Annotated in this window: 9 protein-coding genes; 1 reads left to right on the top strand and 8 read right to left on the bottom strand. The window is 50.2% G+C overall.

All coding sequences use genetic code 11. The features are described 5' to 3' along the window. Positions 1–112 precede the first annotated feature (112 nt). The 8 genes from ilvB to nifB form a co-directional block, all read right to left on the bottom strand. Positions 113–1,846: a biosynthetic-type acetolactate synthase large subunit gene (gene ilvB / locus CKO12_RS00585; RefSeq protein ID WP_200152786.1), complete on the bottom strand. Its 1,734-nt coding sequence runs from the start codon at positions 1,844–1,846 to the stop codon at positions 113–115. Positions 1,847–1,936: 90 nt separating this feature from the next. Then, positions 1,937–5,443 carry an Lcl domain-containing protein gene (locus tag CKO12_RS00580; protein ID WP_200152785.1) on the bottom strand — a complete coding sequence of 1,169 codons (3,507 nt, stop codon included), beginning with the start codon at positions 5,441–5,443 and terminating at the stop codon, positions 1,937–1,939. Positions 5,444–5,459: 16 nt separating this feature from the next. After that, complete coding sequence (gene murU, locus CKO12_RS00575) at positions 5,460–6,140, bottom strand: N-acetylmuramate alpha-1-phosphate uridylyltransferase MurU (protein WP_420826820.1); 681 nt, start codon at positions 6,138–6,140, stop codon at positions 5,460–5,462. A 114-nt stretch (positions 6,141–6,254) separates the two neighbouring features. Next, the gene (draG, locus tag CKO12_RS00570; RefSeq protein ID WP_274599878.1) at positions 6,255–7,169 is read right to left on the bottom strand and encodes an ADP-ribosyl-[dinitrogen reductase] hydrolase; all 915 of its coding nucleotides are present in this window, start codon (positions 7,167–7,169) and stop codon (positions 6,255–6,257) included. Next, complete coding sequence (locus CKO12_RS00565; RefSeq protein ID WP_200152784.1) at positions 7,159–7,743, bottom strand: nitrogen fixation protein NifQ; 585 nt, start codon at positions 7,741–7,743, stop codon at positions 7,159–7,161. Before CKO12_RS00565 ends, draG begins: the two co-directional genes overlap by 11 nt. A gap of 2 nt (positions 7,744–7,745) precedes the next feature. Then, entirely contained in the window at positions 7,746–8,096 is a 351-nt protein-coding gene (locus tag CKO12_RS00560; RefSeq protein WP_200152783.1) for a 2Fe-2S iron-sulfur cluster-binding protein, read from the bottom strand. A 42-nt stretch (positions 8,097–8,138) separates the two neighbouring features. Further along, positions 8,139–8,438 (bottom strand): 4Fe-4S dicluster domain-containing protein, encoded by a 300-nt coding sequence (locus CKO12_RS00555; protein WP_200152782.1) that lies wholly within the window; start codon positions 8,436–8,438, stop codon positions 8,139–8,141. An 18-nt stretch (positions 8,439–8,456) separates the two neighbouring features. Further along, entirely contained in the window at positions 8,457–9,956 is a 1,500-nt protein-coding gene (gene nifB / locus CKO12_RS00550; protein ID WP_200152781.1) for a nitrogenase cofactor biosynthesis protein NifB, read from the bottom strand. A 264-nt stretch (positions 9,957–10,220) separates the two neighbouring features. Here nifB and CKO12_RS00545 point away from each other — a divergent pair, with 264 nt between their 5' ends. After that, a complete protein-coding gene (locus tag CKO12_RS00545; protein WP_207146192.1) occupies positions 10,221–11,801 on the top strand; it encodes a DNA methyltransferase in 1,581 nt (526 codons plus the stop codon). Positions 11,802–11,827: the final 26 nt, after the last annotated feature.

Here is an 11,827-nt window from a genome sequence, read left to right as displayed (position 1 = left end):
TTTAAGCTGCATGGCGTTTTTTGAGTTGTCCGTTGGCGGTTGTCAGTTGTCAGTGTGGTGAAATCATTACACCGCTTTTGCATTGCAAAATTACTGTCAACTGACAACCTGTTTAAGATTCAATCATTTGTGCCAGCGTATGCCCCGGTCGTACCATTGGAATCACGTTTTCTGCTTTATCAATCCACACATCAATTAGCACTGGACCGGGATCAGCAAGCGCAGCGATGAGTTGTTCCCGCACAGTGGCGGGGTCTTTAATTCGCACTGTATTCAGGCGCGGATAAACGTATTTCAAGCCGGTGAGATTGGGAATCTGCCGCCGACAGGTTTGATCCAGCGCGGTGCAATCGGCATCACAATCGGCAATGCGAGCGAGGCAAGTTTCATAATGATGCCCGCCATCCATCATGTCTTCCCATTGCCGCACCATTCCCAAAAAGCTGTTATTTAATACGAACATTTTTAATGGAATGCGATTAGCAACAACGGTGCCAAGCTCTTGAATGTTCATCTGAAAACTGCCGTCGCCATCAAATAAAATCACGGGGCGACGTGGGTCGGCGTACCACGCGCCAATCGCTGCCGGCAGCCCAAATCCCATCGTGCCCAATCCGCCGGAGCTAACCCACTGGCGCGGACGTTGGAAACGGTAATACTGCGCCGCCCACATTTGATGTTGCCCGACGCCGGTGACAACTGTGGCTTGGCCGGCGGTCAATTCCGAGACCAGTTCAATCACGGTTTGCGGCTTGATATATGCCGATAATTCATAGGGTTTGGGCATTTGTTCGCGCCATTGCCCGATCTGCGCCAGCCACGCCGGATGCTGCGCAGTGCGCCCAGAAGTGCGGGTGAAGTCGAAAAAGTCCTCCAGCCCTGCCACCAGCGCCAGATCAGTGGCGATCATTTTGTCGATTTCCGACGGATCAATATCGACATGCGCGATGCGTTTGCCGCTCGCAAACCCGCGCACCGCCACCCGATCATCAAAGCGTCCGCCCAGCGTCAAAATGAAATCGGCATCGCGCAGCGCGTAATTCGCCGGGATCGTGCCGTGCATTCCCGGCATTCCGATATTATTTGGGAAATCAAAGGGTAAGGTGCCGAGCGCGTTAAATGTCGTCGTCACGGGCACGTCAAACTGCTCGGCAAAGGTGCGCAGCGCGGCGGCTGCGTTGGCGTGAATGATGCCGCCACCGGCTTTCACCACCGGACGTTCCGCCCGCGTCAGCGCGTCGAGAATGGCGGTGGCTTGCGCCGTATCAAATGGCAGCAGCTCGCGGTGACGCTGGCGCGGCGGGTTGTGCGTCGTCACCGGCGCGAGTTGGACATCTTTGCAAATATCCACCACCACCGGGCCGGGGCGTCCCTGCTGCGCCAGCGCGTAGGCTTCGCGCAGCACCCAATCGAGATCGCGCACGTCTTTGACCAAATAATTGTACTTAGAAATCGGGCGGGTCATGCCGACGGTGTCCACTTCTTGAAACGCATCGGTGCCAATCGCGCCGCTCGGCACTTGCCCGGTAATAAACAGCGTCGGCAGCGAATCTTTGTAGGCATCGGCAATCGGCGTGGCGAGATTGGTTGCGCCCGGGCCAGAAGTGGCCAGCGCGACGCCAACGCGACCGCTCACCCGCGCATAGCCTTCGGCGGCATGACCGGCACCGCCTTCTTGCCGACAGAGAATGAAACTGGGCACGCGGTCGCCGCGCCGCAGCCGTTTGTTGAGTTCAACGTGAATCGGAATAACAGCGCCGCCGGTGTGCCCAAACAGATAATCAACGCCGAGTTCAGTGAGCACATCGAGCAGCAGCGCCGCGCCGGTGGGAAGCGAGTGAGTCATGGTGAGATAAAAATCGCAGTGAAGCTGGCGAGCAGCGGATCGCTGCATGATACAGCGATGTGACGCTGGCGCTGGGAATGGCGGAGGCGGTTATTCGTTGCGGACGAGGCGAGCGTGAAAGGTTGTAGTGCGAGCCAGCGAGCCAAGATAACCATTCGGATATAAATACCACGCATTGCGGGCATATAACGCAAAGGGCGTACTTGACCAAATTGCAGTTGCGGGTGTATTCGGAAAATAATTGCTATTGAGTTTTGCTGCGCCGTCGCGCTCGTATTCAATTAACGTTTGCAATTCTTTAATGTTGGGCAGCCGCCAATCGGAATAATTGGCTAAATTGGAATTGCTGGCGGTCACGAGCGCCTGTTCCCAAGTCATTACCGTTGCAGTGCCTGCGCAAGTATTGCCAGTTTGACCTTCACTACATTTTGCCCAGATTAACCCGGTATTCGTTTGGGAAATGGTGCCGTTATTATTATCAACCAACACGTTGCGAGCTGGCGCACCGCGCACGAGGCGCAAGTGATATTTTTTATTGTGATTGCCGTAATTGGCAGCACCGTTGCTAAAATAAAGAAACCAAGCACTGCTCGCTATATCAGAGCTGGTTGCTTCTGACCAGAATCCCAAGGTGCCGATTTTATCTAAATCGCTAAAATAGCTGGTTACAACTGCCGATTTAGGAATAACGTGTTGATAATTCACGATGCCGGTGAGTTCTTTAATATCAGGCACCCGCCAATCACTAAACCCGCACAATCGCACAGCATTCACATTTTCGACATAAGCCAGCCGCTCTGTCCATTGATACAGCGATTTATGATCACGACTGCCGCCATCTTTGGTTTTGATTTCCCAAGTTAAGCCGGTGACATTATCGCGCACACAAGCATGATTGGTGGCAGTCGCAGCTAATTCATTACCGGATAAATCCAATTTAGTGAAATCAAATTGATTGGTGCCGTATTCAGCATCTTGGCGCGGAAAACCTGCGACCGGACACGGCAAACGATTAGCGGTGGCATTGCCGCAGGTGTCAATGCCCGTATCATTTAGTCCCAAGGTTCCGGCGCTGTAGCGAAAGGTTGCAATAACGGTTTGCGCGGCGGTTAAGTGCAACGTACACGCGCCAGTGCCAGAACAAATACCGCCGCTCCAGCCGGTAAATGTGGAGCCAGTCGCAGCAGCAGCATTCAAAATAATCTCAGAATCGCTGGCAAAATTCGCACTGCAATTGGTACTGCAATTGATTCCAGCAGGAACGCTGGTAATGGTGCCAACACCAGTACCTGCGCTGGTGACGGTGAGCGCGATAGGAATAGCAATAAAATTAGCAACGACATTTTTATTGGTGCTGACGTTGTTTAATATGCAAATTGGGTCGTTAGCGTTGCTGCAACCACTATCGCTATTAAAATTGTTAAACGTATAACCAGTATTAGCGGTTGCCATGCAAGTATTTGAGCTGCCGTATGTCAGTAAATAAGAACCGCAACTCACGCTACCGCCTTCAGTTGGATTGGCAGTTGCGGTGATTGAATAGGTGTTTAACGTGAAGTTCGCAGTGACAGTTTTATCGGCTGTGACATTAGTTAATTCGCAAGTTGTGCCGCTGCAATCGCCACTAAAGCCGTTAAACGTATAACTGGCATTAGTGGTTACAGTGCAATTTGCTGTACCGCCGGAAGTGACTGGATTCGGTGAACAACTTATCGAACCGCCCGCAGTTAGATTGGAAGTTGCGGTGATTGAGTAATTGTTTAACGTGAAGTTCGCAGTGACAGTTTTGTTATCAGTTATTGTTAAAGAACAAATACTTGTTCCTACGCAATCGCCACTCCAGCCGCTAAAAATATAACCGTCTGCTGGAATAGCATTGAGAGCGACTGCTGAATTGTTCAAATAAGTGAGCACACAATTACTGGTGCAGGGCGTGCCAATTCCCGTATAAGTTGCAACGACTGTGCCGGTGCCAGTGAAATTAACTGTGAGCGTTTTACTTGTATCAAAAGTTGCAGTGACGTTTTTTGCCGCGTCCATTGTCACTTGACATTGATTAGTGCCAACAACAGTGCAATTTGTCCAATTCGTAAAAAAACCATCACTATCCGGTGTGGCAGTGAGGGTAACAACTGTTCCTGAGTTAATTGATGTAAAACAAGTAGTGCCACAATTAATTCCGCCGACATTACTGGTGACGGTACCGCTTCCAATTGTTGTGACAGATAAATTGACTGAACTTACTGAATCAATTTCTACCGCACCAATATCAACAGTGCTATCAAGAATACGAGAAAATCCGCGTTGATCGAAAGATAATCCAGAAGCTAACGCATTATCACCGGTATTGTGTGCCAAACCGCCACTCACCGGAGCACGGGTGAACGTAAAACCGCCATTATTTTGTAATGCGCCGATCAGTGTTGTTAATGCTGCGCCTGAGGATGGAGTAAAACAAGTGCTGGCATTTAATGTGATGCTGTCAACGCCAAAGCCGCCATTAAAACCAATGACATTTTTACCCTGCACCGTCACGATGCCGCTATTATGAATTTCGGGGCTGATGTTGGTGCTGTAGATACTGTTACCAGAAATAATGCTATTTGCTACAGTTAAGTTGCCACCAGTGCCGTTATAAATACCACCGCCTTTGCTGCTGGTGCTGCTGGTGGCAACATTTTCAGCAAAGGTGCTATTTTTGATTGTTAAAGTCCCAACATTAGAAATTGCACCACCGATCCAACCGGCAGTATTTGCGGAAAAGGTGGAGTTGATAACAGTGGCGGTTGCACCGCTTTCGTTATAAATTGCTCCACCTTCTTGATTACTGACATTGATTGCTTTATTTTCAGAAAAAGTACTATTTTCTACACTGAGCGCACCTTCATTAAAAATTCCACCACCAATATCTGCTTGATTGCCAGACAAAGTAGAATTGATGATAGTCACTGTTCCAGCCGCATTATTTTTAATCGCACCACCGCCAGTGCCCGCAGCACTGCTACCATTACTTTTTAATGTTGAGTTGGTGATTCTTACTGTTCCGCTGTCATTAAAAACACCCGCGCCAAAACTTGCAGTATTATATTGAAGCGTGCAATCGCTTAGGTATAAATCTGAGCTTGTGTTATAAATAGCGCCAGCATTAGAAGTAGTATTTTGAATTGTACAATTTTCTAGCTCTAAAACGCCGTTGCCTTTGGTATAAATCACTCCGCCTTGAATGCTTCTGGAACCGACACTTTCAAGCGTTAAAAATTTTATGCGTAATGACATCCATTCATTCACATAAAACACACGGTCGCCACTCGCACCCTTAATAATCAATCCCGACGCACCCGAACCATCAATTGTCAGAAATTTATTAATTGTAATTTGACTCGCTAAGGTAATCGTTTGACCTACAAGCCTCGGATCAAAGCTAATCGTATCTCCGGCACTTGCATTGGTGATTTTATCCCGCAAAGAACCAACACTACTGTCATCTATATTATTAACCGTAAAAATTGCCGCCCCCGCCGGAAAACTCAAACCACCGATAAAACAAACCACTAAAACCCAACGCGTTAATAATAAAATTGAATGAAAATGAAACATCGGTGCCGCTCCCAAGTTAATTAGTCCGCAGTAATTGCTCCAATTCCGCCAACCGCTCCGGCGTCCCAATATCAAACCAGCGTCCGCGATGCCACTGCCCGCTCACCCGCCCCGCCGCCATCGCCGTCCGCAGCAGCGGAGCCAGCGGCAATGATGCGCCCGCCGTACAGCCCGCAAACAGCGCCGGTCGATATAACCCGATCCCGCTAAACGTCAGGCGCGGCGCACCGTCTGCCCACACGCGCCCCTCTTCTAACCGAAAATCACCCGCCGGATGCTGCGGCGGATTGTCCACCAGCACGAGCTGCGCCAAATCATCCTCAGCCAGCGCCAACTGCTTGACATCATAATCCGTCCAGATGTCGCCATTAACAACCACAAACGGCGCAGTTCCCAGCAGTGGCAGCGCCTGCACAATTCCTCCGCCAGTTTCCAGTGCCCGCGCTTCAGCGGAATAGCGAATCTGCACCCCAAACGCCGTGCCATCGCCGAGCGCCGCCACAATTTGCGCACCAAGATGGGCGTGATTGATGACCAGTTGGCGAAAACCCGCCGCCGCCAATCGCTCAATATGATGCACAATCAATGGCTTGCCAGCGACTGGCAGCAACGGTTTGGGCGTGTGATCGGTCAACGGGCGCATCCGCTCGCCGCGCCCCGCCGCTAAAATCATCGCCACGCGCTCAGACATCAACATTTCAATTACTCACCGCAGTCGTTATTTCATTTCAGTCATTATCGGCTAAAAAGGCAAAAAAAAGCCCCCCTTTTGAAAAAGGAGGGCTGGGTGGATTTAAGATCGGGCGTTTTTTTAATACGGCGCAGCAGCAATTAACGCCAATGCCTGCTCTCGACACGCCAGTGCGGTGTCTTTTTCCAATGCCGCCAGCCACCGTTTTGGAATTGCCTCCAATCCATAAAACGCGCCAGCAATCATTCCTAAAATCGCGCCAGTCGTATCAGCATCGCCGCCGCGATTCACCACATCAATCAACGCCGCTTCAAAACTATCGGTCGCAAAGAGCGCCTGAAATACCGCGTGCAACGTATCGACGATATAACCGCTGGGATTTTCCATCCGCCGCCGCTCAAAAGCATATCGCTCATCTGCCGCCACCAGCGCCTTGGTCAGGTCGCGCAACTCCTGCCAAGTCCCGCCGCGCAGCCCCACCTGCACCATCTGAATCACCGTCAACGTGCCCGCATCAGAAACTAAATTGTGATGCGTGACATAGGCTTGCGCCCGATGCGCCGCCGCTATCGTCGCCACATCCGCGCCCAACGTGTACAGCGCAATCGGCAAGGTGCGCATACAAGCCCCGTTGCCCGCGTCGTATTCATGCAACGGCACCTCCGGCTCGCCGGTCTGACGATAATGACGAATGCCGCGCCGCACCGTGTTGCCAATATCCACCGGCTTGGTACGCATCCACGCGCTAAATGCCTCCGCCGCCGCGTCCGCGTTCACCCCGCCACTGCTCAAAATGCTGCGACCGAGCGCCAAACTCATCTCCGTGTCATCAGTCACCCGCCCTTTGCGCAGCCGCAGCCAGCCGCCACCGACAATGTCACGATGCTCACCGTGCTGCGCCACAATTTCACGCGGAGTTAAAAATTCGACCGTTGCACCCAGCGCATCGCCAATTGCCATGCCTAAATAGGCAGCAACAGCGCGGTTAGATAACGAATTAGCAGGAAAATCAAGCGCAGGCGCGTCAGGTTTCAGCGCCAAAGCAAAGCGAATAGTCAACACAGACCTCGCAGGAAGGAGCGCGGCAGACAGTCACCGCTGCTGCCTCGCATAACTGTTTGTAAAAAAAGCGTTTCCATTTCATATCGGCCACGTTACGCGCCGCCAGCGCCGGAAAATTGCGCTGCACCAACGCCGTCAACTCGCCGCGATTCCACAGCCCCAGATCGTGCCACAGATGATCGTTCGCCATGCAGCCCGCCGCGATCACCTGCGCCATCCACACTTCCGAGTGCGAATTGCCCGCCCGCTCCGCCAGCAACAGCGCGATCAACTCCTGACGTTCCTCATGCCGCTGCGGTGCCAGCGGAGCGCCGCCATCCGTCGCCGCCAACACATCTGGCGATACGCCCGGAAAATGATACGTCATCAACTGGCGAAACGCCGTCAACTCCAATCCCAACCACGCAGGCAACGCCCCGCCACCGGTCGCTCGTGTCGCAATCATGCTCGCAAAAGCATGATCATTCTCTCTTCCCATCGCTCGCGCCATTAAACGCTCAAACACATGACTGGCATCTTGGCTGGCATTGCGAGCGAGGGCTGGCATATTCAATACTCCACTAAAATATCTTCATCGCGGACAATCATCTGGCAGGCCAACCGCCATTCACTCGGCAAATCATCCAGCAATAACTGATCAATCTCATCCTTGGTTAATTTGCCCAACTGCCGCAATACCGTTTGTTCTTTCTCGGTCAAATGATAACCCATGCGCTGCGTTTTCTTATCAACACTCGTCACGCGCACCACGCAATGTCCACACTCACCATCTTGGCAATCGTGATTCACTGCGATTTTATTCTCTTTGGCTAATTTCAGCAGCGTTTCCGTGTGGCTGCCCGCAACCGCATACACGGTTTTATCCTTGTGTTCAGGATTAGAAAAAGTCACCAGTGCCATAATTAAACGTTCCTCAATTTATCAGTGGGTTGTAAAAAACAGTCATTCAATCACATGCAGCGGCGTCGGTGCATGACGTTTTAATTGCAACGCAGTCATGCGTTCTGGAGTAATTCCAGTTAATGAACCCGGCGGATTTAACGGCACTCCAGCGGCATCAACAATTGCGCCCTCAACCGGACAAATGCTGGCGCATTGCGGATCAGCAAAATCACCGACACATTCGCTGCACTGCGTCGGCTCAATATAAAAATGCGGTTTTGCGGCATGAATCGCCTGCTGCGGACATAATGGTTCACACGCCCAACAATTCACGCACGCATCAATAATGGTTAAAGCCATGATCGTCAATTCCCACAATTACGCCGAACGCCGTTGCGTGGCAACTGAATCCACACTAAAACGACCGCTGGCGCTCAATTCTTGATAAACCGCCGCCACAGCCGTTTCAATTGATTCGAGCGCGTGTTCACTATTCGGAATAATCCCCGCCGCTTCTAATTGTTGCCAAGGTTCATAACCAATTTTGGCACACAAAACTACCTCACAACCGGCAAGCACCCGCAAAATTTTTGCAAATCTTTGCGCACTGCTGTCATCGCATTGCGCCGGGCCGTGACAATAACGTCCAGCAGTTCGCGCTCCAACTAAACGCACCCCGCGATTAGACGCTTCATAAATCAAAAACTCATTCGCTTCACCAAAATGCTGATTCACCAAACCACCACCGCCACTCGCCACTGCCATTAACACCGGGCGGGATGTGCGGAATTGCGGATTCAATGTCACGAGCGGCGCAGTTGGCGTGATTGGCGCAGGCGCTGCGCGTTTCGCCTCAATTGCGGCGTGAACTTGAGCGCGTTGCACCATTGCCGCTGCGTAATCAACATCTAATTGTTCAATTTTATCGAGTGTGAATTCTTGCCCGCGATCTTCACCGAGCATTCCGACTGCATCAGCGCGACATTGGCGACAGTGGCGCATCATCCGCATATCACCGGCGCAAGCATCTTGCAGCGTTTGTAATTCTGCTGACGTTGGTCCGCGCTGCCCAGTCAAACCATAAAAGGTGCCATGTTCCGGTTCGGAAATTAACGGCATCACGTTATGCAAAAATGCGCCCTTGGCTTTCACAATGCGGCTGACTTCTTTTAAGTGTTCATCGTTAATGCCGGGAATTAACACCGAATTCACTTTCACTAAAATGCCCCGCGCTACCAATAACTCCAGACCTTTTTGCTGCTGCGCGATTAAAATCTCAGCGGCTTTGCGTCCTTTAATACGGCGATGATTCCAGAAAATCCAAGGATAAATCTGCGCACCAATGTCGGGATCAACGCAATTGATGGTAATCGTGACGTGTTCGATATTATGTTGGCATAACTCATCAATCACTTCTGGCAATGCCAAACCATTCGTAGACACGCACAGTTTAATATCTGGCGCTTTAGCAGTGAGTTGGCGGAATGTTGCAAACGTGCGAGCGGGATTAGCGAGTGGATCGCCGGGGCCGGCAATTCCTAACACGGTCATTTGTGGAATTGCAGCCGCCACTGCCAACGTTTTTTTAACGGCTTGATCTGGCGTTAATACTTCGGAAACAACGCCGGGGCGCGATTCATTAGAACAATCATATTTGCGATTGCAATAATGGCATTGAATGTTACAAGCAGGCGCAACTGCAACGTGCATTCGCGCATAATGATGATGCGCATCTTCAGAAAAGCACGGATGATTATTAATTTTCGCCCGCAGCGCTTCTGGCAATTGCGCAAGTGCGTCGGCACTGCTGCCGCAACTGCTCGCCGCGCAGCCCGTGAGCGCGGTTTTTCCACCTTGATTCAATACTGTTATTGTCATCACCCGCCTCCGCCACTACCAAACCAACTGTTTTGCGCAATTGACAACGCTTGCGGTTGGAATAAGCAAACGCTGTGCCTAACGCCAATTTTAGCGATAAGTCGTTGTTAAAACGTGTTTTTTGTGGGGCAAGCGCGGGTGAATTGTGAGGATTGCGACAGGCACGGGCGCACAATTCTGTGCGAATCAATACAGTGCAGGGCGTATTGGTTAAAATGTCGCGCAAATCGTGCGGCACAAATGCGGACATAATCAGCGGAAAAAATGATGAACCAATTGTTTTATGGCGATAATTTGGACGTATTGCGCAAGAAAATCAAAGATAAATCTGTTGATTTGTGTTATATCGACCCGCCGTTTAATTCTAAACGCAACTACTTTCAGATTTATAACAACATCGGTAAAGATGACGCAGCACAAGCGCAAGCATTTATTGATACTTGGACGTGGAACGAATTGGCTGATGCTGGTTTCGCCGATATTCTCACCAATCAACATGACTACACCACGCAAACCATTGAGTTAATGAAAGGCTTAAAAGCCGTATTAGGCACTGGTGGTTTATTGGCGTATCTTATCAGCATGACGCAGCGAATTAACGCGATTTGGCGGGTATTAAAACCAACTGGCAGTTTTTATCTGCATTGTGATCCAACATGCAGCCATTATTTGAAGTTGATTTTGGATGGCATTTTTTGTCCACGCGGCGGAGATTTTTTGAACGAAATCATTTGGGAGAGAACTTTTAATTCGGGAAGCAGTAAAGCAATAGCGCGGCGATTTCCAACAAATACGGATAGCATTTTATTGTACAGCAAAACGTCAGAATATCTGTTTAATAAAGCGACAAAACCTTATAGTCAGGGCGCGTTAAAACGCTACGATAAAGTAGACGAACAAGGACGACGATTTAAGTGGAATCCGTTAAAAACAGTGTCGGCGGAAAGATTAAACGCATTGTTAGCAGCGGGTGAAGCAAAAATAACATCTACGTCAAAATATCCAGTATACAAACATTATTTTGTTGAAGAAAAAGGCGCTCCTGTCAGTAATCTTTGGAATGATATTGGGCAAATTGGCACGTTTGGCGGTGAACGCCTCGGCTATCCCACACAAAAGCCAGAAGCGTTATTGGAGCGAATTATTCACGCCAGCAGCAATGAAGGCGACGTGGTGTTGGATGCGTATTGCGGCTGCGGCACCAGCGTTGCCGTTGCGCATCGCTTGAAACGACAATGGATTGGTATTGACATCACTTATCAAAGCATCGCCTTGATTTTAAGACGGTTAGAAGATAGTTTCGGTGCGGACGCAGTCAATCAGATTGTGTTAAACGGCATTCCGCGTGATATGGATGCAGCGCGAGCGTTGGCGCATAAAAAGGATGATCGGCTGCGCAAAGAGTTTGAAAAATGGGCGGTGCTCACTTATACAAAAAACCGCGCTATCATCAACGATAAAAAAGGTGCCAATAAAGGCATTGATGGCATTGCGTATATTGTCAGCGGACACCAGAGCACTGAAAAAGTGATTTTGCAAGTAAAATCCGGCAAGGTGCAGCGCAATGATATTGCGACATTAAATAGTGATCGCCTGCGAGAACAAGCAGTGATGGCGATTTTAATCACGCTGGAAGAGCCAACCAAGCCGATGCGCGATGAAGCATTGGCAGCGGGGCGCTACCATCACGCATTATTGCAGCGGGATTATCCGCGTATTCAGATTGTGACCGTGCGCGAAATGATTGAAGATCAGTGTCGTGCAGATTTACCATTGAATCTTGAGGTACTCGCTAATGCGCCAGCGATAAACACCAGTCGTCAAATTGATTTATTGCCAGAATAATTACCACCATCGTTGCCAGTTATTTG

It is taken from the genome of Chromatium okenii (genome assembly GCF_016583745.1).
Taxonomy (GTDB): domain Bacteria; phylum Pseudomonadota; class Gammaproteobacteria; order Chromatiales; family Chromatiaceae; genus Chromatium; species Chromatium okenii.
The sequence above is the reverse complement of the archived record's forward strand: the minus strand, read 5'-3'. Positions and strand labels throughout refer to the sequence as shown.

Excerpts from the sequence above, each read along its gene's own strand:
- ilvB (WP_200152786.1), bottom strand. The coding sequence starts at position 1,846 with ATGACTCACTCGCTTCCCACCGGCGCGGCGCTGCTGCTCGATGTGCTC.
- CKO12_RS00580 (WP_200152785.1), bottom strand. The coding sequence starts at position 5,443 with ATGTTTCATTTTCATTCAATTTTATTATTAACGCGTTGGGTTTTAGTG.
- murU (WP_420826820.1), bottom strand. The coding sequence starts at position 6,140 with ATGTTGATGTCTGAGCGCGTGGCGATGATTTTAGCGGCGGGGCGCGGC.
- CKO12_RS00565 (WP_200152784.1), bottom strand. The coding sequence starts at position 7,743 with ATGCCAGCCCTCGCTCGCAATGCCAGCCAAGATGCCAGTCATGTGTTT.
- CKO12_RS00560 (WP_200152783.1), bottom strand. The coding sequence starts at position 8,096 with ATGGCACTGGTGACTTTTTCTAATCCTGAACACAAGGATAAAACCGTG.
- CKO12_RS00555 (WP_200152782.1), bottom strand. The coding sequence starts at position 8,438 with ATGGCTTTAACCATTATTGATGCGTGCGTGAATTGTTGGGCGTGTGAA.
- nifB (WP_200152781.1), bottom strand. The coding sequence starts at position 9,956 with ATGACAATAACAGTATTGAATCAAGGTGGAAAAACCGCGCTCACGGGC.
- CKO12_RS00545 (WP_207146192.1), top strand. The coding sequence starts at position 10,221 with ATGATGAACCAATTGTTTTATGGCGATAATTTGGACGTATTGCGCAAG.